Annotated in this window: 18 protein-coding genes; 10 read left to right on the top strand and 8 right to left on the bottom strand. The window is 66.1% G+C overall.

The window, feature by feature from the left end:
* Positions 1-33: 33 nt before the first annotated feature.
* Both F0A17_RS04480 and F0A17_RS04485 read left to right on the top strand, forming a co-directional pair.
* Positions 34-2793: an HAD-IC family P-type ATPase gene (locus F0A17_RS04480; RefSeq protein ID WP_149327164.1), complete on the top strand. Its 2760-nt coding sequence runs from the start codon at positions 34-36 to the stop codon at positions 2791-2793.
* 84 nt (positions 2794-2877) lie between these two features.
* Complete coding sequence (locus F0A17_RS04485) at positions 2878-5706, top strand: cation-translocating P-type ATPase (RefSeq protein WP_149327165.1); 2829 nt, start codon at positions 2878-2880, stop codon at positions 5704-5706.
* Here the strand turns inward: F0A17_RS04485 and hrpB are convergent, their stop codons facing one another.
* On the bottom strand, positions 5707-8202 hold the full coding sequence (gene hrpB / locus F0A17_RS04490; RefSeq protein WP_149327166.1) for an ATP-dependent helicase HrpB: 2496 nt from the start codon (positions 8200-8202) through the stop codon (positions 5707-5709).
* An 81-nt stretch (positions 8203-8283) separates the two neighbouring features.
* Here hrpB and F0A17_RS04495 point away from each other — a divergent pair, with 81 nt between their 5' ends.
* Positions 8284-8598 (top strand): glyceraldehyde 3-phosphate dehydrogenase NAD-binding domain-containing protein, encoded by a 315-nt coding sequence (locus F0A17_RS04495; protein ID WP_149327167.1) that lies wholly within the window; start codon positions 8284-8286, stop codon positions 8596-8598.
* Positions 8595-9800 carry an organoarsenical effux MFS transporter ArsJ gene (gene arsJ / locus F0A17_RS04500; RefSeq protein ID WP_149327168.1) on the top strand — a complete coding sequence of 402 codons (1206 nt, stop codon included), beginning with the start codon at positions 8595-8597 and terminating at the stop codon, positions 9798-9800. Before F0A17_RS04495 ends, arsJ begins: the two co-directional genes overlap by 4 nt.
* Before the next feature lie 45 nt (positions 9801-9845).
* Here arsJ and F0A17_RS04505 read toward each other — a convergent pair whose 3' ends face one another.
* Positions 9846-10514, bottom strand: coding sequence for a TetR/AcrR family transcriptional regulator (locus F0A17_RS04505; protein ID WP_149327169.1), 669 nt, complete (start codon positions 10512-10514; stop codon positions 9846-9848).
* Positions 10515-10830: 316 nt separating this feature from the next.
* Here F0A17_RS04505 and xdhA point away from each other — a divergent pair, with 316 nt between their 5' ends.
* The 4 genes from xdhA to guaD all read left to right on the top strand — a co-directional run bounded on the left by xdhA (position 10831) and on the right by guaD (position 17165).
* Positions 10831-12309, top strand: a complete 1479-nt coding sequence (gene xdhA / locus F0A17_RS04510; RefSeq protein WP_149327170.1) for a xanthine dehydrogenase small subunit — start codon at positions 10831-10833, stop codon at positions 12307-12309.
* Positions 12293-14815, top strand: coding sequence for a xanthine dehydrogenase molybdopterin binding subunit (xdhB, locus tag F0A17_RS04515; protein ID WP_228716806.1), 2523 nt, complete (start codon positions 12293-12295; stop codon positions 14813-14815). The genes xdhA and xdhB overlap by 17 nt, the downstream gene beginning before the upstream one ends.
* The gene (gene xdhC / locus F0A17_RS04520) at positions 14815-15666 is read left to right on the top strand and encodes a xanthine dehydrogenase accessory protein XdhC (protein ID WP_149327171.1); all 852 of its coding nucleotides are present in this window, start codon (positions 14815-14817) and stop codon (positions 15664-15666) included. Before xdhB ends, xdhC begins: the two co-directional genes overlap by 1 nt.
* Positions 15667-15842: 176 nt before the next feature.
* On the top strand, positions 15843-17165 hold the full coding sequence (guaD, locus tag F0A17_RS04525; RefSeq protein ID WP_149327172.1) for a guanine deaminase: 1323 nt from the start codon (positions 15843-15845) through the stop codon (positions 17163-17165).
* A 125-nt stretch (positions 17166-17290) separates the two neighbouring features.
* On the opposite strand, the gene F0A17_RS04530 is transcribed toward guaD, so the two are convergent.
* Positions 17291-17428, bottom strand: a complete 138-nt coding sequence (locus F0A17_RS04530; RefSeq protein ID WP_228716807.1) for a DUF1304 family protein — start codon at positions 17426-17428, stop codon at positions 17291-17293.
* Between the two features lie 287 nt (positions 17429-17715).
* Here F0A17_RS04530 and F0A17_RS04535 point away from each other — a divergent pair, with 287 nt between their 5' ends.
* Positions 17716-19095: an NCS2 family permease gene (locus F0A17_RS04535; protein ID WP_149327173.1), complete on the top strand. Its 1380-nt coding sequence runs from the start codon at positions 17716-17718 to the stop codon at positions 19093-19095.
* A 48-nt stretch (positions 19096-19143) separates the two neighbouring features.
* Here F0A17_RS04535 and F0A17_RS04540 read toward each other — a convergent pair whose 3' ends face one another.
* Positions 19144-19740, bottom strand: a complete 597-nt coding sequence (locus tag F0A17_RS04540) for a protein-methionine-sulfoxide reductase heme-binding subunit MsrQ (RefSeq protein WP_149327174.1) — start codon at positions 19738-19740, stop codon at positions 19144-19146.
* Between the two features lie 40 nt (positions 19741-19780).
* On the bottom strand, positions 19781-20746 hold the full coding sequence (gene msrP, locus F0A17_RS04545; protein ID WP_149327175.1) for a protein-methionine-sulfoxide reductase catalytic subunit MsrP: 966 nt from the start codon (positions 20744-20746) through the stop codon (positions 19781-19783).
* 220 nt (positions 20747-20966) lie between these two features.
* On the opposite strand from msrP, the gene F0A17_RS04550 reads away from it, so the two are divergent.
* Positions 20967-21968, top strand: a complete 1002-nt coding sequence (locus tag F0A17_RS04550; RefSeq protein WP_149327176.1) for a cytochrome-c peroxidase — start codon at positions 20967-20969, stop codon at positions 21966-21968.
* A 39-nt stretch (positions 21969-22007) separates the two neighbouring features.
* On the opposite strand, the gene F0A17_RS04555 is transcribed toward F0A17_RS04550, so the two are convergent.
* The 3 genes from F0A17_RS04555 to cydD are packed head-to-tail and all read right to left on the bottom strand — an operon-like array spanning position 22008 to position 26437.
* Entirely contained in the window at positions 22008-23003 is a 996-nt protein-coding gene (locus F0A17_RS04555; RefSeq protein WP_149327177.1) for an adenosine deaminase, read from the bottom strand.
* A gap of 28 nt (positions 23004-23031) precedes the next feature.
* A complete protein-coding gene (gene cydC / locus F0A17_RS04560; protein ID WP_149327178.1) occupies positions 23032-24765 on the bottom strand; it encodes a thiol reductant ABC exporter subunit CydC in 1734 nt (577 codons plus the stop codon).
* Positions 24758-26437 carry a thiol reductant ABC exporter subunit CydD gene (cydD, locus tag F0A17_RS04565; protein ID WP_149327179.1) on the bottom strand — a complete coding sequence of 560 codons (1680 nt, stop codon included), beginning with the start codon at positions 26435-26437 and terminating at the stop codon, positions 24758-24760. The genes cydC and cydD overlap by 8 nt, the downstream gene beginning before the upstream one ends.

The raw sequence follows: 26437 nt of genomic DNA on the forward strand, positions 1-26437 counted from the left end.
AACATGACTCTCCTCTCTAGCGGAGACATGGACATGCCCCGCCCCCTCACCCCAGAACTCCGCTGGCACGCCGTGACCGCCGACGAAGCCTTGGCCCAGCTCGATAGCCGCGCCGATGGCTTGAGTGACGAAACCGCCACGGCTCGATACCACGAATACGGCCCAAACCGTCTACAACAGCAGGCGCAGCGCCCTTGGTGGAAGCGCTTGCTGGCGCAGTTGAACAATCTACTGATCTTGATACTTATCACCGCCGGTATCGCCAGCCTGGCACTCGGCCATGGCCTCGATGCGCTGGCTATCGTGGGCGTGGTCACGATCATCGCGCTGATCGGATTCATCCAGGAGGGCAAGGCCGAGCAGGCACTCGAGAGTATTCGCGGGATGCTGTCGCCACAGGCCGAAGTGCTGCGTGAAGGGCGACGCCAGACCATCCCTGCCGAGGCACTGGTGCCGGGTGACATCGTATTGCTCGAGAGTGGCGATCGGGTGCCCGCCGACCTGCGTCTGCTCCAGGCCAACCGTCTGCGCACCGAGGAAGCCGCATTGACAGGCGAATCGGTTGCCGTCGACAAGCAGACCGCACCGGTTGATGAACTGACCGACCTGGCCGAACGCAGCAGCATGGCCTATGCCAGCACTATCGTCGCCCAAGGCACCGCACTAGGCCTCGTCGTGGCAACCGGTGCCGGGACCGAAATCGGACGCATCTCCGAGATGCTGCGTGGCGTGGAGAAACTCAAGACGCCGCTGATGCGTCAGCTCGACCGCGCCGGCCGCGCATTGGCCATCTTCATTCTCGTCGCCGCTATAGTGACGGCGCTGATCGGTGCCCTGATCCACGATCAGCCCCTCAATGAAATGTTCCTGGCCGCCGTCGGTCTCGCCGTGGCTGCGATCCCCGAAGGTCTGCCGGCCATCGTCACCATCGGCTTGGCCCTCGGCGTGCAGGCCATGGCCCGGCGCAACGCCATCATTCGCCGCCTGCCCGCCGTGGAGACGCTAGGCTCGATATCCACCATTTTCACCGACAAGACCGGCACGTTGACCCGCAACGAGATGACGGCCCAGGCCATATGGCTGCCCGACGGCGAGATCGTCGTGTCCGGCGTCGGCTACGCGCCCGAGGGACATTTCTCCCGCCTGCAAGATGACGATTCCGAGGCCGAGCCGGTGGATCCCGACACCCACCCCGGACTTGGCCACTTCCTCAGGGTCGGACTGCTGTGCAACGACGCCGAACTGTCGCAGGAGATCGGTCGCTGGAAGATTCACGGCGACCCCACCGAAGCGGCACTGGTGGTGGCCGCCGCCAAGGCGGGACTGGATCCCGTTGCGCTGCGTGAAGCACATGACCGTCACGATGCCATTCCCTTCGAATCCGAACGGCGCTACATGGCCACCCTTAATGAAGTGGATGGGCAGCCCACCTTGATGGTGAAGGGAGCGCCGGATCGTCTACTGGAGATGTGTCATCGGGTCCGCGATCCCGAAGGCGAGCTCGAGCTTGACCGGCAGCTGTGGGAAGAGCGTATCCATTCCCTCTCCAGCCGGGGATTGCGCGTACTGGCATTGGCCGAGAAACCGATCCACGCCGTGAACGAACTCGCTGAAGCACATGCCGAGGGTGGCCTGCTCCTGCTCGGGCTGGTGGGGCTCCTCGACCCGCCGCGGGAGGAAGCGATCCATGCCGTCGAGCAGTGCCTCTCGGCGGGCATTCGTCCGGTGATGATCACCGGCGATCATGCCATGACGGCGCTCGCCATTGCCCGTCAGCTCGGCTTCACCCACACCGAGCGCGCCCTCACCGGCCGTGAAATCGAGGCGATGTCGGATGCCGAGCTTCAGACGTGCATTGTCGACGTGGACGTCTTTGCACGCGTGGCACCCGAGCACAAGCTGCGCCTGGTCAGTGCCATGCAGGCACGCGGCGGCATCTGCGCCATGACCGGTGACGGGGTCAACGACGGCCCGGCCCTCAAGCGGGCCGACATCGGCGTGGCGATGGGGATCCAAGGGACGGAGGCGGCCAAGGAAGCTGCCGAGATGGTGTTGGCCGACGATAACTTCGCCACCATCGTGGCTGCTGTCGAGGAAGGCCGGAAGGTCTACGACAACATCCGCAAGACGATCACCTTTCTCCTTCCTACCAACGGCGCACAGGGCCTCTCGATCATGCTGGCAGTGCTGGCGGGTACGCAGCTTCCCATCAGCCCGCTGCAGGCGCTTTGGATCAACATGGTCGTTGCCGTGACCCTCGGATTGGCACTCGCTTTCGAAAATGGCGAGGAGAACTTGATGCGGCGCCGTCCCCGAGACCCCGCGGCCGGCCTACTCGATCTGTTCCTGCTGTGGCGAGTGGTTTTCGTCTCGATCCTGCTGCTCATCGCCGTATTCGGAACGTTCAGCTGGTTGCTGGAAGCGGAAGGAGATCAGGCCGTGGCCCGCACCGGCGCTGTCAACGTGCTGGTCATGGGTAGTGCCGCCTACCTGATCAACAGCCGGTACTTGCTGCGCAGCAACCTGTCCCTCCAGGGTCTGTTCGGCAGTCGTCCCGTGTGGTTAGCCATCGGCCTCGTGCTGCTGTTGCAGCTCGCCTGGACCTACCTTCCCTTCATGCAAGTCGTGTTCGGCAGCGCCAACCTGGGGTGGCGTCACTGGCTGATGATGTTCGCCTGCAGTACCGCCGTGTTTCTCGTTGTGGAACTGGAGAAGCGCATCCTGCGCGCGCGCTTTGACGCACGTCGTGCCCAGCGGCAGCGCGGCGATCTCCCTCACCTTCGCCCTCACTGACATTTCGCTACTTGGGCGACCTGCAGCCAGGCCGCCCTTGTGCTACGTCTAAGGACTAGGGAGATCAAGCTCAGGAGGAGCCGCATGCCCGACCGCGACGATCAGGAAGAACGTACGCTCTGGCACGCCATGAGCGGTGACGAGGTGCTTGAGCGCCTCGATGCCAGCCAGAACGGCCTCGGAGCCGAAGATGCGCGAGAGCGGCTAGAGCGGTACGGCCCCAATCGGCTCCAGCAGGACGAGGGAACGCCATGGTGGCGCCGGCTGCTGGGTCAATTCAACAACGTGCTGATGCTGATCCTGATCGTGGCGGCGGTGGCCAGCCTCTTTCTCGGCAAGTTTCTCGACGCCTCGGCGATTCTCGGCGTGGTGATCATCATCGCCCTGATCGGCTTCATCCAGGAGGGCAAAGCCGAGAAGGCGCTGGATAGCATTCGCGACATGCTCTCGCCCAAGGCCAAGGCGCTGCGCGACGGTCACCAGAGCGAGATCGAAGCCGAAGAGCTGGTTCCCGGCGATATCGTCAGGGTCGAAGGCGGCGACCGCGTCCCCGCCGACATCCGCCTGCTCGAGAGCAATCGCCTCGAGGCCGAGGAAGCCGCCCTGACCGGCGAATCCACCCCGGTAGACAAGTCCGATGAGGCCGTCGACGAAGAGGCCGATCTCGCCGAGCGGAGTTCGATGCTGTTCGCCGGCACCATCGTGGCCAAGGGCACCGCCACGGGGGTCGTGGTGCAGACCGGTTCGCAGACCGAGATCGGACGAATCTCGGAAATGCTACGCGGTGTCGAACAGCTCCAGACACCGCTGGTACAGCAGCTCGACCGGGCGGGACGCATCCTCGCCTTCTGTATCGTTGGCGCTGCGTTTCTGACCGGCGCCTTCGGCGTACTGATTCATGACCAGCCCTGGGCCGACATGTTCATGGCCGGCGTCGGGCTTGCCGTGGCGGCCATTCCCGAAGGGCTGCCCGCCATCGTCACCATCTCGTTGGCCTTGGGCGTGCAGTCGATGGCCCACAAGAACGCCATCGTGCGCCGTCTGCCCGCGGTGGAGACGCTGGGCTCGATCTCGACCATCTTCTCCGACAAGACCGGCACCCTCACCCGCAACGAGATGACGGCCCAGGCCATCTGGCTGCCCGAGGGTGAATTTCGCCTCTCCGGCATCGGCTTCGCCCCGGAGGGCAAGTTCCATCTTGCCCCGCGAAACGGCGCGCCGGGCGAGCACGACGAACAGGAGCGGCACGGTAAAGAGGAACGGCATGGCGAAGAGGAGGACTACGGCGAGGAAATCGCCTCGGAGGACTACTCCGCCCTCACCCATTTCCTTCAAGTGGGCGCGCTGTGCAACGACGCCGAGCTATGCCACGAGGACGAGGCGTGGTCGATAGCAGGCGACCCTACCGAAGGCGCGCTGGTCGTCGCTGCCGCCAAGGCGGGGTTCGATACTCACGACCTCAACGGCGAGCACCCTCGCGAGGACGGGATTCCCTTCGACTCCGAGCGCAAGTACATGGCCACCCTCAACGACCTGGAGGGCAAGCGCCTGCTGCTCAAGGGCGCACCGGATCGCTTGCTCGACATGTGCGAAAAGGAGCGCGGCACGGAGGGCGATGTCGAACTCGACCACGATACCTGGGAAGCGCGGATACACGAACTCTCATCACGCGGCCTGCGCGTGCTGGCCCTGGCCGAGAAGGATGCCGGAGACGTCTCGGGTGAACTCAAGGACGACGATGTCGAGCACGGCCTGACCCTGCTCGGCCTGGTGGGTCTGCTCGATCCCCCGCGAGAAGCCGCCATCGAAGCGGTCGCCAACTGCCAGAAGGCCGGAATCCGCCCCGTGATGGTAACCGGGGATCACGCCGTCACGGCCACCGCCATCGCCGATCAACTGGGTTTTGCACGGACGGAGCGCGCCCTGAGCGGCCACGAGATCGAAGCCATGAGCGACGAGGAGCTGGAGCGGGAGATCACCGAGGTCGACGTTTATGCCCGCGCCGCCCCCGAACACAAGCTGCGGCTGGTGCAGGCCATGCAAGCGCGCGGCGGTATCTGCGCCATGACCGGCGACGGGGTCAACGACGGGCCGGCGCTCAAGCGTGCCGACGTCGGCGTGGCCATGGGCGTCCAGGGCACCGAGGCGGCCAAGGAGGCCGCCGTGATGGTGCTCACCGACGACAATTTCGCCACGATCGTGGCCGCCGTGGGCGAAGGCCGCAAGGTCTACGACAATATCCGCAAGACGACCACCTTCATTTTGCCGACCAATGGTGCCGAGAGCCTGGCCATTCTTCTTGCCATTCTCGCCGGCATCACCCTACCGATCACCGGCCTTCAGGTGCTGTGGGTCAACATGATCACGGCCGTCACCCTGGGTATCGCCCTGGTCTTCGAGCATGCCGAGGACAACGTGATGCAGCGCAAGCCCCGCGATCCGCATGCCCCGCTGCTCGATTTGTTCATGCTATGGCGGGTCATCTTCGTCTCGATACTGCTGGTCGTGTGTGTGTTCGCCGTCTTCAGTTGGATCCTGTACGGCCAGGGCGGCAGTGCCGAACAGGCCCGCAGTGGAGCGGTGAACATGCTGGTGGCGGGCGAGATCGCCTACCTCATCAACAGCCGCTACCTGCTCAACAATACGCTCTCGCTGTCGGGGCTGTTCGGCAGCCGTCCGGTGTTGCTGGCGATCGCGCTGGTCGTCGTGGTACAGCTGGGCTGGACCTACCTGCCCTTCATGCAGACGGTGTTCGGCATCGAGGGCCTCACGCTGAGCCATTGGGGGGCGATCGTCGGCGCCAGTGTCGCCGTCTACCTGATCGTGGAGGCCGAGAAATGGGTGCTGCGTCGACGTCAGGCACACACGGAAAGCGATGCCGATCGTGTCGCGACCGCTCCCACCGCTCATTGATCAGGAGCGTCGTTTGGTCCGCGCCGTGGCCATGGCGGTGAGCGGGTCCTCCGGCCAGGGGTGCTTGGGGTAGCGGCCGCGCATCTCGCGACGCACCTCGGGGTAGCCGTTGGTCCAGAAGCTGGCGAGATCCGCCGTGACCTGCAGCGGACGTCGGGCCGGCGAGAGCAGGTGCAGCAGCACCGCCATCCGTCCCTCGGCGATTCGCGGCGACTCCCGCCAGCCGAAGGTCTCCTGCAGCTTCACCGCCAGCACCGGCGCCCGGCCCTCCAGGCACGGCGTGTAGTCGAGGCGTATCTGCGAGCCGCTGGGTACCTCGAGGCGCTCCGGCGCCAGCGCATCGAGCCGGCTGCGCAGCGACCAGTCGAGGCTATCGAGCAGAAAACGGCCCAGCGGCAGCCGTGCCAGCGCGTCGAGGCTTCTGATGTCGTCGAGGTGCGGCCCCAGCCAGGCTTCGAGATCATCGAGCAGCGCCGGCGGCGACCAGTCGGGCCAGGCCTCCTGATCACAGCGAGTGCCCAGCTCGCGACGCAGCAGTGCCACCCTGCCACGCAGCTGTTCGGCGCTTTCATCGAAGGGCAGCTCGCCGCGACGGCGCAGGGCCTCGAGCAGCGCCTGTCGCACGGCGTCGGGTGGCAGCGACTGCAGCGGCTTGCGCTCCAGCACCACCGTCCCCAGGCCGCGCACCTGCTCGCCGACCAGACGCCCCAGCTCCTCCGACCACGCTAGGCTCGTCCGCCACTCGCGGGACTCGGGAAACAGCGCCTCGAGCCGCGGTCGCTCGATGGCCACGCCACGAAAGATTCTCGCCCCGCTGGCCTGACCGTCGAGATCGGCGGCCACCAGCAGCTCGGCATGGGCCAGCGGATGGCGCTCAGGCAGCGTCGCCAGCCCACCGGATGCCAGACGGAAGCGCCCCGGCCCGACGTCGTGATGGATACGCTGCGCCACCCGGTCCGGATAGGCCAGCGCCAGCAGCTCCCCCAGCGGGGCCAAACTCGAGACCTCCAGGCGCACACCGCCGATGCGGGCCAGGCGCTGGGCCTCGCGCTGCCACCGTCGGTGGGCGGCGGGCTGTGCCAGGCGGGCCTGGAGCGTGCGCTCCAGATCCTGTTCGTCATCGAGATCCCGTTCCTCCAGCGTCGCCACCAGGGCACAGGCCAGCGGCACGGCGCCGAGCTCGCCGGCACGCGCCAGCATCGCCGCCAGGCGCGGGTGCGTGGGCCAGCGCACGCAAGCACGGCCCAGCTCGGTGAGCAGGAAGCTCTCGTCCATCAGACCCAGCCGCTGCAACAGGCGACGCCCCGCGGCCAGCGCCCCGGCGGGCGGCGGCGTGATCCAGGCCAGCCCGGCCGGCTCGACGATGCCCCAGCGAGCCAGTTCGAAGGCCAGCGGGGCGAGATCGGCCTGCAGCATTTCCGGCTCGCCGTGGGCCGGCAGCGGCTGCTCTTCGGCCCACAGCCGCAGGCACACCCCAGGCCCCTGACGCCCGGCCCGGCCGCGGCGCTGATCGGCGCTGGCGCGATTGACGCGGCGGGTCTCCAGCCGGCTGAGCCCACTGCGCGGCTGGAACACCGGCACTCGCTCCTGGCCGGCATCGACGACGATGCGTACGCCGTCCACGGTGACGCTGGATTCGGCAATGGCGGTGGAGAGCACCACGCGTCGCCGACCGTCGGGTTCGGGCCTCAAGGCGCGGCGCTGTTCCTCCAGCGGTAGGCCCCCGTGCAGCTCGCGCACCGCCAGTTCGGGCTGACGACTCGCCAGCTCCCGCGCCAGGCGGCGGATCTCGGCCACGCCGGGCAGGAACACCAGGATGTCGCCTTCGCTCAGGGCAAGGGCTTCCCCTACCGCCTTGGCTTGTTGGCCTGCGGCGTCGTCCCTGGAATTGATATGAGTGCTGAGTGGACGATAGCGGGTCTCCACCGGGAAGCTGCGCCCTTGACTCTCGACCCGCGGCGTCGACTCGCCGAGCACGCCGAGCAGCGCCTCGACATCGAGGGTGGCCGACATCACCAACAGACGCAGATCATCGCGCACCGACTGGGCGTCCAGTGCCAAGGCCAGCCCCAGGTCGGCCTCCAGGCTACGCTCGTGGAACTCGTCGAAGACGATACCGCTCACCCCCTCAAGCAGCGGGTCGTCCTGCAACATGCGCGTCAGTACCCCCTGAGTGACCACCTCGAGCCGCGTGGCAGGCCCTACCCGGCTCTCGCCACGCATGCGGTAGCCGACGGTCTGTCCCACTGGCTCGCCCAGGCTTTCCGCCATGAAGCCGGCGGCGAGGCGAGCGGCTACCCGTCGTGGCTCCAGCAGCAGCAGGCGGCCTTCGCCGCGCTCACCCAGGCACCAGGCCTCGTCGAGCAGCGCCAGCGGCACCCGAGTGGTCTTGCCCGCCCCAGGTTCGGCGACGAGCAGCGCTCGGGAATGGGCGGTCAGCGCCTGGCGGATCGCCGACAATTGGGCGTCGATGGGCAGTTCGTCGCCTGGCGTCATCGAACTGTCATCTCGCCTCATATACGATTTGCCATATATTTCGCCACACGACGTTCTTTCCTATAACACGAGAGCCCCGACATGACCCTCCGCATCGGCATCAACGGTTTCGGCCGCATCGAGCGCCTGGTACTGCGCACCGGCCGGCCCAACCCGGACCTCGATTTTGTACGCATCAACGACCCGGGCGGCGGTGCTGCCACCTTCACCCACCTGCTCCAGTTCGACCCGGTATACGGCCAGTGGAGCGGCGGCAGCGATGATATCACGTCGACCGAGGACGCCATCGTGGTGGCCGACGCCCAGGTGAAACTCTACGCCTGGCACGACAATGAGGACGGCGACGCCTGTCGCGTTTCGGAGCTGGCCGCCAAGGCAGGGATAGTCGACGCATGATCGCCCGCGTTGCCGCCCTGCCCCACGAGGTTCGCCAGTATCTGTTGGTGACCGGCAACTACTGGGGTTTCACGCTCACTGACGGCGCCCTGCGCATGCTGGTGGTGCTTTACTTCCATGAGCTCGGCTATTCCGCGCTGGAAGTGGCGCTGCTGTTCTTGTTCTACGAATTCTTCGGCGTGGTGACCAACCTGGTGGGCGGCTGGTTGGGTGCGCGGCTGGGGCTCAATCGCACCATGAATCTGGGCCTGGGCTTGCAGATCGTCGCCCTGGCCATGCTGCTGGTACCCACGGTCTGGCTCACGGTGCCCTGGGTGATGGCAGCCCAGGCGCTCTCGGGCATCGCCAAGGACCTCAACAAGATGAGCGCCAAGAGCGCGATCAAGGGCCTGGTGCCGGCAGGCGAAGAGGGACACACCTCGCTCTACCGCTGGGTGGCGCTGCTCACGGGCTCGAAGAACGCGCTCAAGGGGGTGGGCTTCTTTCTCGGCGGGCTACTGCTCACCCTGATCGGCTTCCAGGGCGCGATACTCGCCATGGCGTTGATGCTCGTCGGCGTGCTCGGCCTTTCGCTGCTGCGCCTCGACGCTGACCTGGGCCGGGCCAAGGCCAAGCCCAAGTTCCGCGACATTCTCTCCAAGAGCCGGGCGATCAATATTCTCTCGGCGGCGCGGATGTTCCTGTTCGGCGCCCGCGACGTCTGGTTCGTGGTGGCGCTGCCGGTGTTCCTCGCCACCCAGTTCGGCTGGGATCACTGGCGGGTGGGGGGGTTCCTGGCGCTGTGGGTGATCGGCTATGGGGCGGTGCAGGCGGTGGCGCCACGGATCACCGGGCGCACGGCGGGACGCGGCGCCGCCATCGCCTGGGCCGCAGCGCTGGCAGCCCTGCCGGCGCTGATCGCGCTTGGCCTCACGTTGGAATGGCAACCGTATGTGGTGCTGCTGGGCGGGCTCCTGCTGTTCGGCGCGGTGTTCGCGGTGAACTCCAGCCTGCACAGCTTCCTGATCGTGCGCATGGCGCGCTCGGATGGGGTCTCGCTGGACGTAGGCTTCTACTACATGGCCAATGCCATGGGCCGGCTGGTCGGCACCCTGCTTTCCGGCTGGCTCTACATGACCGGCGGCCTCACCGCCACGCTATGGGTGTCGAGCGCCATGCTGGTGGCCACGGTGGCGATCAGCCTGGCGTTGCCGAAGGCATGACTGGCTCTCAGGCCAGTGGAAACTACGACAAGCCACCTTCCAACGCTAGCGGGACTTTACACCGCAACCCTTGAGTATCACCTGGGTCAGGAACCGGGTGATCCGCTCCACGTCGTCGTCCGAGATCTCGTCCTTGCCGGTGATCCCCAGCACCTGGGCCTCGAAGTCGGCGTAGTGCTGGGTGGCCGACCAGATCAGGAAGATCAGCCATACCGGATCGACCGGATCCATCAGACCCCGCTCGGCCCACTGCTCGAAGATTCGTGCCCGGGTCTGCACCCACTGGCGCAACTCGCCACGCAGATAGCCCTGCAGGAAAGGCGCACCGCCAAGTATCTCCGCGGCGAACAGGCGCGACCCCTCCGGGTGCTGACGGGAAAGCTGCATCTTGCTGCGGATGAACGCCTCGAGCACATCGGCCGGGTCGTCCTCCACGCTGATGTCGTCAAGCAGCGCGTTCCAGCGCGCCATCATTCGCTCGAGCAGGCGAACGTAGAGACCGCGCTTGTTGCCCATGTAGTAGAGCACGTTGGACTTGGGCAACCCCGCTGCCTCGGCGATGGCCTGGACGCTGGCACCGCGGTAGCCGTATTGGGCAAAGACCCGTTCAGCGGCCGACAGAATGGAGCGCTCGTTGCGCTCGCGGGTGGCGCCGTTGCTTTCACTGCTCTGGGATGGGCGTTGCAAGGTCTCGGTTTCGGTCGCGTCTGTCATCGACGGCCCCTGCCTGGTGGTTCTGTGAAGCAAAGAGAGTGCCCGAGGCGGACGTTTCCTGCAAATACGGCCATGGCAGACGTGCCGCGGCAGGAGGAAGATCTTACCGGAGCGCTGCGGCGGGCTTCGCCGTGAGCGATTCCCAGGCTTGCAAAGTGCGACATTCTGGCCCATGCTCAATACATCCTGACCACTTGGTCAACAGGTGGCGAACCCACCGATCCGTGCGAACGACTACGTCAGGTCTGCGAACACAAGGCCAACGCGAGACATCGACGTGAGTCTGTCAACAAGAGAGTCCACAAGAGACAAGGCGATGATCGACTTCATGCTCAACGGGCAGCCGCGCCGATGCGAGGCGTCCCCCGAAACCAGCGTGCTAGAGCTGTTGCGCGAGACGCTCGGCGTCACCGGCACCAAGGAGGGCTGTGCCTCCGGCGACTGCGGTGCGTGCACGGTAGCTATCGGCGAGCCCGGGCCCGACGGCGAACTGCGCTACCACAGCGCCAATGCCTGTATCACCCCTGCCCACCAGCTCAATGGACGCCATCTGGTCACCGTGGATGGCCTCGCCCAGAGCGACGCGCTGCATCCGGCCCAGGCGGCCATGGTCGAGTGCCACGGCAGCCAGTGCGGCTTCTGCACCCCGGGTATCGTCATGTCCCTGTTCACCCTGCACGAACAACAGCGCCAGGCGCCGGCCCCGCTGACTCCTCAGCGGCTGGAAGCGGTGCTGGGCGGCAACCTGTGCCGCTGTACCGGCTATCGGCCGATCCGCGATGCCGCCTTGAGCATGAACGTCCACCCGGACAATCGCCCCCTGTGGCTCGATGCTGCGGCGCCCCGCGGCGGCGAAGTGAGCGAGCAACGCCTCGCCCCCGACGCCACCTTCCTCCAGCCAGCCAGCCTTGATGAGCTATGCGACTGCCTCGCGCAGCATCCCCAGGCGCGCCTGGTGGCCGGCGCTACCGACCTGTGGCTCGAAACCACCCAGCGCCTGGCGCGCTTCGAGCGCGTCATCGACGTGACCCGAGTGGCCGAGCTCAACCTCATCGAGGAAGCCACGCTGGACGACGGTCGCGATGGCTGGTGGATCGGCGCCGCCGTCAGCTATTCGCGCCTGGAGCCGCTGCTCGAGGAATACTACGACGCCTTCGCCCACCTGTTGCATCGCCTGGGCTCCCAGCAGGTGCGCAACCGCGGCACCCTGGGCGGCAACATCGCCAACGCTTCGCCTATCGGCGACACTCCGCCGGTGCTGCTGGCGCTGGGCTCGCGCCTGCGTCTGGTCGGCCCCAATGATGGTCATGGAGTGCGCGAGCGTGAGCTGGCGTTGGATGACTTCTTTCTTGACTACAAGCGCACCGCCCTGCGCGAGGGCGAGGCCATTCGCGCGATCTTCCTGCCCCGCCCCACCGAGGGCCAAACGCTCAAGGTGTGGAAACTGTCGAAACGACGTGAGGATGACATTTCCGCGGTGCTGGGCGCCTTCGCCTGGCGTTTGGAGAACGGTGTGATGCGTGACGTGCGACTCGCCTTCGGCGGCATGGCAGCCATCCCCAAGCGTGCCGCCCATGCCGAGGCGGCGCTGGAGGGCCAGGCCCCCGATGCGGCAGCCTTCCTTGCCGCTCGCGAAGCCTTGGCCGAGGACTTCCAGCCTATGTCCGACGTGCGCGGCAGCGCCGAATACCGCCGGCTTTCCGCCGCCAACCTGCTCGAGCGCCTGCGCCTCGTGATCGCTCAGGCCGAGACCGACAGCCCCCGGGAGGTGATGCTCCATGCGTACGCTCACTAAGCTTTCGCCTTCTAAGGCGCCCGAAGCCGCGCCCGAGTCTAAGGCGCACGAAGCCGCGCCAGAGAATATAGACACCACCGCCGATGTGAGCCCGGAGTCGGAAACTGCCCGCCACGAACTCGAAGGCCGTATCCAGGGCGCCAGCCCGCTGGCGCGGGATACCGTCCATGCGGCACCGCATCCGCACGCCCGGGCACACGAGAGCGCGATCAAGCATGTGACCGGCCGTGCCGCCTACATCGACGACCTCAAGGCGCCTGCCGACACCCTGCACGTGGCGCTGGGGCTGTCCCCCGTCGCCCACGGCCGCCTGACGCGGCTCGACCTGGACAAGGTACGCGCGATGCCGGGCGTCGTTGACGTCATCGGCTTCCATGACGTACCGGGCCATACCGATATCGGCCCCGTGTTCCCCGGCGACCCCATCTTCGTCGAGGAGGAGATCAGCTACGTCGGCCAGGTGATGTTCGCCGTGGCCGCCGAGAGCCATCGCGCCGCGCGCGAGGCGGTGCAGGCGGCAGTCGTGGAGATCGACGAGCAGCCGGCCTGCCTCGACCCGGTCGCCGCCGCCGAGCGCGGCGAATTCGTGCGCCCCACCCACGTTCAGCAGAGCGGCGACTGGGAGCAGGCACTGGCCAATGCCGCCCACGTGGTCGAAGCCGAGCAGTTCGTCGGCGGCCAGGAGCACTTCTATCTGGAGGGCCAGGCCTGCCTGGTGCAGCCCACCGAGGACGAGGGCGTGATCGTTCACACCTCCAACCAGCACCCCAGCGAGACCCAGAAGCTGGTCGCCGAGGTGCTGGGCATTCCGTTCCACGCCGTCACCGTGGAGGTTCGCCGCATGGGCGGCGGCTTCGGCGGCAAGGAGACCCAGGCCTCGCCCTGGGCCTGCATCGCCGCGCTGATCGCCCGTCGCACCGGCCGCACTACCCGCTTGCGCCTGCCGCGGGCCGACGACATGCGCGTCACCGGCAAGCGCCATCCGTTCCACAATCGCTACCGGCTGGGTGTGGACGACCAGGGCGTAATCCAGGGCGGCGAGATCACCGTGATCGGCGACTGCGGCTACTCCCCCGATCTCTCCGACGCCATCGTCGACCGCGCCATGTTCCACAGCGACAACGCCTACTCGCTGGGCGAAGCCCGCGTGACCGGCCATCGTTCGCGTACCCATACCGCCTCCAACACCGCCTTCCGCGGCTTCGGCGGCCCCCAGGGCATGATGGTGATCGAGGCGGCGATGGACGACATCGCCCGTCGCATCGGCGAAGACCCGCTGACGGTGCGCAAGCGCAATTTCTACCGCCCCGGCCGGCAGACCACCCATTACGGCCAGCAGGTGGATCAGATCGCCCTGCTCAAGGAACTGGTCGAGCAGCTCGAGACCAGCAGCGACTACTGGGTGCGGCGCCGCGCCATCACCGAGTTCAATGCCGAGAGTCCGATCGTCAAGCGCGGCCTGGCGCTGACGCCGGTGAAATTCGGCATCTCCTTCACCGCCAAGCACCTCAATCAGGCCGGCGCGCTGTTGCACGTCTATACCGACGGCAGCGTGATGATCAACCACGGCGGCACCGAGATGGGCCAGGGGCTGCACACCAAGATCTGCCAGGTGGTGGCCCGCGAGCTGGGGCTGGATACCGACGAGGTGCGCATTACCGCCACGCGTACCGACAAGGTACCCAACACCTCACCCACGGCAGCCTCCAGCGGTGCCGACCTCAACGGCCAGGCCGCGCGTGACGCCTGCCTGAAGCTCAAGCAGCGCCTGTTCGACTTCGCCCATGAGCATCTCTACAAAGATCAGGGGCTCGACCGCGAGGACATGCGCCTGGAGGCCGGCCACCTCGTCGCCGGTTACGGCGAGAGCGAGCGTCGCATCCCCTGGGGCGAGCTGGTCCAGTCCGCCTACCTGAACCGCATCTCGCTCTCCGAGAAGGGCTTCTACGCCACGCCGCTGATCCACTACGACCGCAACGTCGGCCAGGGCCGCCCGTTCTACTACTACGCCTTCGGCGCCGCCGTGGCGGAGGTCAGCGTCGACACCCTGACCGGCGAGTACCAGGTCGACCGGGTCGATATCCTGCACGACGTGGGCGACTCGCTGAACCCGGCCATCGACCTCGGCCAGGTGGAAGGCGGCTTCATTCAGGGCATGGGCTGGATGACCAGTGAAGAGCTCAAGTGGAACGACGCCGGCCGGCTGATCTCCGACGGCCCGGCGACCTACAAGATCCCCACCTACGGCGACCTGCCGCCGGTGTTCAACGTCAAGCTGATGGAGGGCCACCCCAACTCCATGGCCAGCATCTACCGCTCCAAGGCCGTCGGCGAGCCGCCCTTCATGCTCGGCATGGCGGTGTGGTCGGCGCTGCGCGACGCCCTGGCGAGCCTGACCGACTACGCCGAAGCGCCGCGGCTCGACACCCCGGCCACGCCGGAGCGGGTGCTGATGGCCGCCGAGGCCCTGCGCAGCCGCTATGACACCGCGCAGGGAGCGGTGTGATGAACGCGCCGCGCCCGCAGGCCTGGCACGAGGCGCTGCATCGGCTGCAGCGCGAGGGGCTGCCCCATGCGCTGGCCACCGTGGTGACCAGCGCCGGCTCCACGCCCCGTGAGCCCGGCGCGCGCATGGTAATCACCGAAGATGCCGTGTGCGACACCCTCGGCGGCGGCACCTTCGAGTTCCAGGTGATCGATGCGGCCCGGGAAAAGCTGGCCCGCGGCGAGAGCGGCATGAGCCTCGAGGCCTTTGCCCTGGGTGGGCGCAGCGGCCAGTGCTGCGGCGGCTTCGTCAACGTGCTGCTGGAAGTATTCCCCGGCAACGCGGCGACGCTGGCCATCTTCGGTGCCGGCCATGTCGGCAACGAACTGGTGCGCCTGGCCGCCCCGCTGCCCTGGCGCGTGCTGTGGCACGACAGCCGCGACGGCGTCTTCCCGGCCTGGGCCACGGATCAGCCACGGCTGGCCTGCCGCCACGCCGCCGACCCGCAGGCCGCAGTAACGGCACTCCCGGCCGGCAGCCATGCGCTGGTACTGACGCACGATCATGCCGAGGATCGGGTACTCGTCGACGCCCTGCTCAAACGCAGCGACATGGCCTCGATCGGCCTGATCGGCTCGAAGAGCAAGTGGGCCAGCTTCCGCTCGCGGCTCAAGGATGCCGGACACGACGAGATGGCCCTGGCCCGGGTGCGCTGCCCCATCGGTATGGCGAATGGTGGCACCGGTGGCGACAAGACGCCCTACGCCATTGCCATTGCCGCCATGGCCGAGCTGCTGCCGATGGTGGGTAACGCCGAGCGCGCCGATCCGCGCGGCCTGGAACCGGCAGAGCTACGCCAATTATTTAACTAGTAACTTTATCCGGCCGGACCTATGTCACTGTCAGGCCTTCGCGAAGGCGCTGTGAACCCATCCATGGGCGCTACATTTGCCATCCATGGCAAATGACCTTCGCTACGACCTGCCACCGACCGCTCATGTGCCATGCTCACACAAGCTCAAGCTTCAATGGATAACGAGCCCCAATCATGACGAACAACGACTCCCGCGTGATACGCGCCGAACTGCTGAGCTTCGACGCCGACCCCGGTGAAGGCGATACCCCGGCCGAAGGCAGCGTACGCCACATCGAAAACGGCGCCCTGTGGCTGGAGAACGGCCGCATCAAGGCCATTGATGACTACGCGACGCTGGCGCCACGGCTGCCCGAAGGCATCGAGACGGTGGATCATCGCGGCAAGCTGGTGATGCCCGGCTTCATCGACAGCCACGTGCACTACGTGCAGCTCGAGATCATGGCCTCCTACGGGCGCCAACTGCTCGACTGGCTGAATGAGTACACCTTCCCTGAAGAGTGCAGCTTTGCCCAGCGCGAACGCGCCGATGTGATTTCCAACGCCTTCCTCGACGAGATGCTGCGGGTCGGCACCACCACCGCCCAGGTGTTCTGCTCCAGCCACCCCACCTCGGTGGAGGCGTTCTTCTCGGCCTGCCGCGAGCGCGACCTGCGCATGCTGGCGGGCAAAGTACTGATGGACCGCAACGCTCCCGAGGCGCTGTGCGACGACACCTATGGCGGCATTCGCGACACCGAGCGCTTGATCGGCGAATGGCACGGCACCGCACGCCTGGGCTACAGCCTGACCCCGCGCTTCGCGCCGACCTCCACCCGCGAACAGCTCGACGCCACCGGCAGCCTACTGCGCAACGACCCGAGCCTGTGGCTGCAGACCCACCTCTCCGAGAACCCCGGCGAGCTCGACTGGGTCGCCGAGCTGTTCCCCGAGAGCCGCGACTACCTCGAGGTCTACGAACAGTCCGGCCTGGTCGGGCCGCGCAGCACCTTTGCCCACGGCATTCACCTCGACCAGGAGATGCGCACACGGCTCGCCGAGCGCGGCGCCAACCTGGCCTTCTGCCCCAGCTCCAACATGTTCCTCGGCAGCGGCCTGTTCGACCGCCTGGCGGCACGCGAGGTCGGCCTCAACATCACCTACGCCAGCGACATCGGCGGCGGCACCGACCTTTCCGGCCTCGCCACGCTCAAGGCCGCCTACCAGGTAGGCCAATTGCGCGGCCAACCGCTGACCGCCTGGCAAGGCCTCTACGGCCTCACCCTGGGCAACGCCAAGGCGCTCTCGCTGGACGACAAGATCGGCCGCTTCGCCCCCGGCATGGAGGCCGATTTCGTCGTGATCGACCCCGACGGCTCACCCCTGCTGGCACGCCGCCACGCACGGTGCAAAACCCTCGGCGAGCGACTGTTCTCCCTGATGATGCTGGGCGACGACCGCAGCATACTCGAGACCTGGGCCAGCGGGCACTGCCAGCATCGGCGCGACCAGGCCTAGGTCAAGCCTGAAACGGAAATGGCGAGTGGTTCCCATGAATCCACTGTTCAAGCACAGAATTCATGAGGAACCACTCGCCATGGGAAAGCGCTCGATAGCTCGAGCACAGGGTTAAGCGAGGTTTTCTACGAAGCCATGAACAGCAAAACAAGACCAAGCGCGGCGGGAGCGGCTTGAATGAGGAGAATTTTCTTGTGCGCCGTCAGCCTGCCGTAGAGACCAGCGACCAAATTGACTCCCTGAAAATATAACGCTGCCAGCACGGGCAGTTTTGTAATGGGGCGAAGCCGTAACGTGAGGGATCGGCCTGCCGCAGCGTGCTGGCCCCGACCGCGGTGAGCTGAACCTAAGTCTTTCCCCTCTCTTGAGTCTTGACGTCTCCGCCTCTCTTCGATCCCTCACTACGACCTTGGTCGCAACCCACCTGTCCAATCGGTCAAATAACGTCTAGGCTGTAGCCGGACATGCTTGACCAAACGGTCAGGCTTGTCGCCGCCTCAACCAACAACGCTTATTCGACAACGCCAATCCAACAACAACGGACACAGATATGGAACCGACCTCCTCCCTAGCCGACAAGGCAGATGGACGCCCCACCGCGCGAGCCACGGGTCAAGGAAGCAACTGGCTGGACACCTACTTCGGCGCGAGCCGACGTGGCTCGACCGTCAAGACCGAGATTCTAGCGGGTATCGCCACCTTCCTGGCTTCGATGTACATCATCGTGGTCAACCCGGCGATTCTCTCCGATGCCGGCATCCCCTTCTCCGCCGCGCTCTCGGCGACCGTGCTGATCAGCTTCATGAGCAGCCTGGCGATGGGGCTCTATGCCCGCAACCCGATCCTGGTGGCGCCGGGCATGGGCATGAACGCGCTGTTCACCTATACCCTGGTGCTGGGCGCCGGGCTGTCGTGGGAAGTGGCGCTGGGCTGCGTGTTCTGGTCCGGCGTGCTGTTCGCCACGCTGGCCATGTTCAACGTGCGCGAGGCGATCATCGATGCGATTCCGCCCTCGCTGCGCTACGCCATCACCTGCGGCATCGGCCTGTTCATCACCTTCATCGGCTTCAAGAATGCCGGTTTCATCGTCGGCAGCGATGCCACTCTGGTCACGCTGGGCAACATGGACGCCTCGCTGATCACCTTCTTCATCGGCATGATGGCCACCGCCATCCTGGTGATCATGCGCTTCAACGGCGCGCTGATCCTGGGCATCGCCCTGACCACCCTGCTGGCGACGCCCATGGGGCGCCTGTGGGGCGGCGATGTGGTGGTGGAGTGGAACGGCCTGGCCGCCTGGCCGGACTTCAGCGCGGTAATGAAGGTGGATATCTGGGGCGCGCTCAAGGTCGCCTACCTGCCGTTCATCTTCGTCATGCTGTTCACCAACTTCTTCGACGCGCTCTCCTGCTTCATGGCGCTCTCGGAGTCGGCCGACCTCAAGGACAAGAACGGCAACCCGCGTAACCTCAAGCGCTCCATGACCGTGGATGCCTTCGCCTCGATGATCGCCGCGCCGCTGGGCACCAGCGCCGCGCAGACCTTCATCGAGTCCGGCGCCGGTGTGGCCCAGGGCGGCCGTACCGGGCTGGTGGCGGTGACCATCGCCCTGCTGTTCCTGCCGTTCCTGTTCCTCTCGCCGCTGCTGTCGCTGGTGCCCGGCATCGCCACCGCACCGGCGCTGGTGTTGGTCGGGCTGTTCATGCTGGCGCCGATTAGCAAGATCGACTGGTCGCGGTTCGAGCAGGCCTTCCCCGCCTTCCTCGCCATCATCCTGATGCCGCTGACCTACTCGATCACCCTGGGCATCGCCTTCGGCTTCCTCAGCTTCGTGCTGATCAAGTTCGCCACCGGCAAGCTCTACGACATCAAGCCGGCGATGTGGGTCTCGGCCGCGCTGAGCGTCGTAATGCTGGTCACGACTCACTAAAGGAACAGAGCCTAAGAGACGAAGAGTGCGGGCACTGCCCGCACTCGCTCATTGGCGATGGATGGCAGCATCGATGAGGCGGAACAGCACCAGTGCCGCCAGCACGGCGGCGAACAGGCTCGGTAGCAGGTAGTCGGCACGGGTCAGGATCCAGTAGTGGGCCACGCCCAGCGCCGCGGAGACGTAGACCAGGCGGTGCAGCCAGTGCCAGGCCGTCCAACCCATGGCCTGACGCACGCGTGCGAAGGAAGTGATAGCCAACGGTACCAGCAACAGCAGCGCGGCCACGCCGTAGCGAATGTAGGGTAGCTCGACCATCTCGCGGCGAATCCACGGCCAGTCCCAGTATTGATCCAGCCCCATCCAGGCCAGCATGTGGGCCACCAGCCAGAAGAACGTCCAGAGACCGATCTGACGCCGGGTCGCCATGAGCCCGACCCAGCCGGTGAAGCGAAACGCCGGGCTGAAGGCAATGGTCGTCAGCAGCAGGACCTGCCCCGTCTTGCCGGTGACGTGCACCACGGCCTCGCCGGGCACGGCGCCCAGGTCGCCGAAGAACCACTGCCAGCCAAGCCAGGCGGCCGGCGCACTGCAAGCCACCAGTACCAGCAGGCGAAAGGCATCGATGGCGGCACATTGATTCACTGCGTCCTTCGTCCCTCAGTTCGAATCGAAAGCCTGCCACTCAGTAGTGACGCTGCAGATCCATGCCGGCGTAGAGGTGCGCCACCTCCTCGGCATAGCCGTTGAACATCAGCGTTTCGCGCCGGCCGCTCTCGCCGATCCTGCGCTCCCGCGCCTGGGACCAGCGCGGGTGATCCACCTGGGGATTGACGTTGGCGTAGAAGCCGTACTCCTCGGGGTTGCGCTCCTCCCAGGAGCTCGGCAGGCGCTCCTCGACCAGCGAAATGCGTATGATCGACTTGATGCTCTTGAAGCCGTATTTCCACGGCACCACCAGGCGAATGGGCGCGCCGCTTTGATTGGGCAGAATCTCGCCATACAGCCCCACTGCCAGCAAGGTCAGCGGATGCATGGCCTCATCGATGCGCAGCACCTCGCGGTAGGGCCAGTCGAGCACACTGCGGCGTTGGCCGCGCAGGCTGTCGGGGTCGTGTATCGATTCGAACACCACGTAGCGGGCACGTGATGTCGGCTCGTGGCGCTCGAGCAGTTTCGCCAACGGAAAGCCGATCCAGGGCACCACCTTCGACCACGCCTCGACACAGCGCAGGCGGTAGATGCGTTCCTCCAGCTCCTGATGCCTGAGCACGTCCTCGAGGGCGAAGGTGCCCGCCTTGTCCACTTCCCCATCGATGGTCAGCGACCAGGGATCGGTGACGAGCTGGTGGCCGTAGATCTCGGGGTCGCGCTTGCCGGTGCCCAGCTCGTAGAAGTTGTTGTAGGTGGTGATGTCGCGCAGCGAGGTCGGCGCCTCGCCCCCGGCCAGGTCGTGGCTGGGCAGTTCCGAGTCGATTCGTGCCTCCAGCGCACCCTGCCAGGCATAAGATGAGCGCGGCCAGAGCAGGCCAGGAGCAATGGCAGCGGCGCCCAGCGCGAGGCCGGTGTTGAGAAAGCGTCGCCGCGACTCGAACAGCTCGCGGGGTGTTACTTGAGCTTCCGGTATCGATGGGTAGCGGTAACGGGTCATCTCGGCTCCTCCCGAAGGCGACCGAAGAGACCATAGCGTCGCCTTCGAAACAAGCGTTTGTCACCTACCGGAACGCGGGGATGAAGAAAACTTGACCCACCTCAAGGGGGCACTCATTCCGACCATTTCACTTGGTTGATACCGTTCAAGACGCAACCGTAACCTGATGTCGCATAACAGGCTAAAACCGTCTCTAGCTTGCAACCAAGGGGATTCGTCAATGACACATCACGCTCTCGTCCGGCCGGCCCGTCTCGCCGTCGCAGTGTCGCTGAGCGCCGCTCTGGCGGCTACCGGTGCCACCGCCGACGACGGCCTCGGCAATTATCGCGACCGCTTCGAGCCGTTGCCCCACCTGCCGCCGATCCCGGCGGAAAACTCGCTCACCAAGGAGAAGGTCGAACTCGGCAACATGCTGTTCTTCGAGCCGCGCATCTCTTCGAGCGGCGTGATCAGCTGCGCTACCTGTCACAACCCGGCGCTGGGCTGGAGCGACCGAATTCCTCGTGCCACTGGCCATGATGGCCAGATCGGCGAACGCAATACACCGACGGTTCTCAACTCGGGCTTCCTCGGGGCACAGTTCTGGGACGGCCGCGAGCCCGATCTGGAAGGTCAAGCGCTCGGGCCGATTCAGGCCGATATCGAGATGGCCATGGATCTCGAAGTGGCACTGGAGCGTCTCGACCGTTTTGCCATCTATCAGGAAAAGTTCGCCGAGGCCTTCCCCAACGACGAAAACCCCATCAACGAGCAGAACCTGGCCATGGCCATCGCCAGCTTCGAGCGCACCCTCAACACCCCGAACTCACCTTTCGATCGCTATCTTCGCGGCGACCTGGATGCACTGAATCAGCAGGAGAAGGATGGCATGGTAGCTTTCGTCGATAACGGCTGCATCGCTTGCCACCGTGGCCCGGCATTCACCGACAGCCACTTCTACGCCATCCAGGTGCCCGGTTCCAAGGACGTCGGACGCTTTGACGTCACTGGCGACGAAGCCGACATGTACAAGTTCCGCACGCCCACCCTGCGCAACGTCGGCGTGACCTACCCGTACATGAATAACGGAGCCACCGAAACCCTCGAGGAAGCCGTGGCGATCATGGGCCGAGAGATGCTGAACCGGGAGTTCGACGACGCCACCATTGCTGACATCACCGCCTTCCTGCACACCCTGACCGGCGAAATGCCGGACTTCGAAGTACCTGCCCTGCCGTAAATGGCGTAGTTCCCCCGGCTCGCCGGGGGGCTCGTTTGGTCAGGCGCAGTCGGCCAGTTGCCGATGCAGTTCGAGACGCCGCTTATCGCTCAGGAAGGCGGACTCGATAGCGGTACCGGCCAATTGGATGAAGGTTTCCCGCGACCAGCCGAAGGCTTCGTGGCAGGCCAGGAAGTTATCCAGCATGCCGCCACCGAAATAAGCCGGATCGTCAGAGTTCAGGGTCAGACGCAGCCCGGCACCAAGCAATTGCGGCAGCGGATGATCCGTCATCCGCTCGACCACTTTCAGCCTTACATTGGAGAGCGGGCAGACGGTAAGCACCACGCCCTCGTCGCGCAGCCTTGCCACCAACTCAGGATTCTCCAGGCAGCGTACGCCATGGTCGATGCGACAGACGTCGAGTAGATCCAGCGCCTCGCGAATGTACTCGGGCGGTCCTTCCTCGCCGGCATGGGCGACACGCGGTATGCCCAGCATCCTGGCGCGCTGGAACACCTCGATGAACTTCGAGGGCGGATGACCCCGTTCGGCACTGTCGAGCCCCACGGCATCGAGCATTTCCCAGTAGGGCGCGGCACTTTCCAGTACCTTCATCGCCTCCTCGGCAGGCCGGTCGCGCAGAAACGCCATGATCAGTGCGGTGGACATGCCCAGCTCTCGCTCGGCCTCGCGTCGGGCCAAGCTCAACCCCTCCATGACGGCATCAAGCTCAATGCCGCGCGCCAGGTGGGCCTGCGGATCGAAGTGCATCTCCACGTGCACCACGCCTTCGCCGTGCGCTCGCCGAAAATAATCCATGGCCAGGTCATGGAAGTCCTCGGCCGTGCGCAACACGCTCATGCCTTGATAGTACAGTTCGAGAAAGGACGTAAGATCGTCGAATTCATAGGCCGACCGCACCGCCTCGACCGAGTCGTACGGCAACGTGACTCCGTTTCGCCGGGCCAGGGCGAACATGAGTTCGGGCTCTAGCGATCCTTCGATGTGAAGGTGGAGTTCGGCCTTGGGCAGGCGCTTGAGAAAGTCACGCATGGTTCACCTCGGTCGCCGTTTCATCTCCTTATCCTGATGGATGCCCACGATTTGCGCAAACGGTCAGCTTACCCTGAACGAGATGCGCCACGTGGCTGACACCGGGCGGATCGAAGTCGCCTCCGTCGAGCTGGTGTACCAGGTAGATGGCGCTACGCCCCTCCAGCCAGGCGTCCAACCGAGGCCTGAGCCTGGTCACCGTGTCGACATCCAACCCGGCGAAGGGCTCGTCGAGAATGACCAACCCGGGATCGCGCAGCCACAGCCGAGCCAGGGCCACCCGACGCGCCTGCCCGCCAGAGAGCGCCCGTCCGCCTTCGCCAACCGGCGTCTCCAGCCCATGCGGCAGTTGCCTTGCCCACTCATCCAACGCGACCCACGCCAGCGCCTGCCACAACGACGTCTCGCTGGCCTGCGGGGCGGCCAAGCGTAGATTGGCCGCCAGACTACCCTGAAACAGATCGACCCGCTGGCCCAGCAGCGCTAGCCGTTCCCGCAACGCCCGCTCCTCTATCTGGGCCAGCGGCACACCACCCAGCACGATCTCGCCTTCGCTAGGCGGCAATCGGCGCGCTATGAGAGCCGCCACGCTGGACTTGCCCGCTCCCGAGGCACCGATGAGTGCGAGACGCCGACCCGGCGCAAGCGTCAGGTCGATCCCATGCAGCGCCGGCTGCAGCGCGCCGGGATAGGATAAACTCACATTGCACAGGCTCAGCGACAGCGGCCCCGCCGGTAGCGGCTCGCTGCCGGCCATGCCCCTCGTCTTGCCGGCACGCACCAAGGCATTAAGCCGTTCGGCAGCGCCCCGAGTCGCCCCGAGATGGGTGAAGGCAACGGGCAGCAGCGCCAGCGCCTCCCCACAGGCCAGCACCGCCAGCGGCATCAATACCATCACCGCACCGCTGATGGCGTCCTGCTGCCAAGCCAGCGCCGCCAGCCACAGTGCCGCCAGCATGGCAAGGCCTACCGTCAGGTTGACCAGCGCCACGCCGAATCCCGCCAGTCGTGCCAGGAACCTCTGGTCGAACTGCAGCCGCGCCTCCTGCGCCTCGATGCGCTGCCGATGCCAGCCCTGGCTGGCATAAGCCTCGAGCTCTGCCTGGCCCTGGAGGTGCTCGATGAGCTGCCCCCGCAAGCGCTGGAGATGCGCCACCAGACGGCGGCTGGCGCCCATGCCGAGCCATGCCTGCCCTGTCGTCAACCAGCCCCAGGCGAACAGCAGCATCGCCGCCACGACGATGCCCAGCCACGGCAACCACACGGCCAAGAGAGCCGCAACCAGCAGCACCGTCAATAGCGCCACGAGCGGTGGCGCCAACAGGCGCAGGAAGAGGCTGTCGAGGGTATCGATGTCGGCGGTGAGCCGGTTGAGCCAATCACTGGCGCGCTGCCGCGCAAGGCTTCGCTCGTCCAGCCGTGTCATTACGGCGAACAGGCGGCCACGCAGGTCCGCCAGGAACCGCAGCACCGTGTCGTGATTGTAGAGACGCTCACCGTAGCGCGACACGGTGCGGCTAAGGGCGAAGAACCGAATGCCGCCACCGGGTACGTACACGTCGAGACTGGCGGCGAGCCCCGCCGCCAGGGCCAGTCCGGTCAGGGCGCTGGCGGTGATGAACCAGCCCGACAGGGCCAACAGCCCCACCGCCGAGGCATGCGTTATCGCCAGTAGCAGCGTGCCCAGCACCAGCCGCCGCCGTCGCCGCGCGAACAGATGCAGCCACGGCGCCAGACAGGACCGTAGCGAAGGCTCAGGCATCGGCCCCCTCCTCCACGTCGTTGGGAAGTCCCGCCGCCGTCAGGCTCAGGCGTCGTCCGGCCATGGCCATCAGCGCGGGATGATGGGTGGCGATGACCAGCGCCCTGCCCTCGGCGGCCAGTGCGCGTAGCGATTCGACCACCCGCGCCTCGGTGTCTTCGTCCAGGCTTGCGGTGGGCTCGTCGAGCAGCACCAGTGACGCGCGGGAAAGAAAAACCCGCGCCAATGCCAGGCGCTGGGCCTGGCCTCCGGACAGCCCCACCCCGCCCTCGCCGAGACGGGTGTCGAGCCCCTCGGGCAGGGCGACGAGAAGCTCCCCCAATCGCGCGCGCTCGAGCGCCTGGCACAATTCGCTGTCGCTCGCTTCCGGTGCGGCCAGGCGCAGGTTGTCGGCCAGACTTCCATGGATCAACAGCGGGCGCTGGTCCAGCCAGGCAATGCCCAGCCCCGGTCGGACAAGCCGCTGGCCTGTATCAGGGGTGACGAAACCCGCCAGTAGTTGCAGCAGGGCCGATTTGCCGGCACCCGAGGGGCCGATAACGGCCACGACCTCCCCCGCCTGCACGGAGACGCTCAACGGTCCCACTACCCGGCCGCGTCCCGGGTGTGACAGCGTCGCCATCTTCAGGACGGCCAGATCCTTCTCGCTGTCGAGGGGTCGAGAGGTGGCGCCTCGAACCGGCTCGGCCAGCAGTACCAGCATGGCGTCGGCCGCGCCCAGCGCGGCAGCACGGTCATGATAATGCTGTGCCAGGCTGCGTAGCGGCTGGAAGAACTCCGGCGCCAGCAGCAGGATCAACAGCCCGCTGAAAAGCGTCAGCTCGCCGGCCGGACCGTAATCGATGTAACCCAGCAGGCCGAAACCGACGTAGATCGCCACCACGGCGATGGCTACCGAGGCGAAGAATTCGAGCACCGCCGAAGAGAGGAACGCCACGCGCAGGGTACGTAGGCTCAATTGCCGATAGCGATCCGCCGCCCGGTGCACCTCGGCGGTAGCCTCGGCGGTGCGATGGAACAACTGCAGGGTGGCAATGCCGCGCACGCGGTCGAGAAAATGTCCCGAAAGGCGGCTGACCGCAGCGAACTGTTCACTGTTGAGCCGCGCCGCTCCCATGCCGACCAGTGCCATGAAAAGCGGGATGAGGGGCGCGGCGAGCAGCAGGAAGAGTGCCGCCAGCCAGTCGAGCCACAGCACCACCCCAAGGATCAGCAGCGGCACTGCCACGGCCAAGCGCAGCTGCGGCAGGAAGCGAGCGAAATAGCCATCGAGCGCCTCGACCTGTTCCACCAGTTGATTGGCGAGCCCACCGCTATGCCTGTCGCCGGCACGCACCGGCCCCAGGGCGGCGAGATGGTCGAGCAGCTCGGCACGAACCCGTTGCCGGATGCGCAGGCTTGCCTCCTGGCCGGCCACTTCCTGTCCCCACTGGGCCAGGGCGCGCAGGACCAATACGCCCGCCAGCAGCGCGAAGGCTCCCCCCAGTTCGCCCGGTGCGGCGTCATCGATGATCAGGCGGCTGACGATCCAGGCCAGTAGCGCCATCTGCGCCACGGTGGCGACGCCGACGCTGACGCCGGCCAGCGCAGCCAACGTCAACCATCCCCGCTGGCCGGCGGCATGGGCTGCCAGCCAGCGTCGGGGTATCGGTCGGTGGGCGTCGTCGTTCAT

The organism is Billgrantia pellis (genome assembly GCF_008297955.1).
Classification (GTDB): domain Bacteria; phylum Pseudomonadota; class Gammaproteobacteria; order Pseudomonadales; family Halomonadaceae; genus Halomonas; species Halomonas pellis.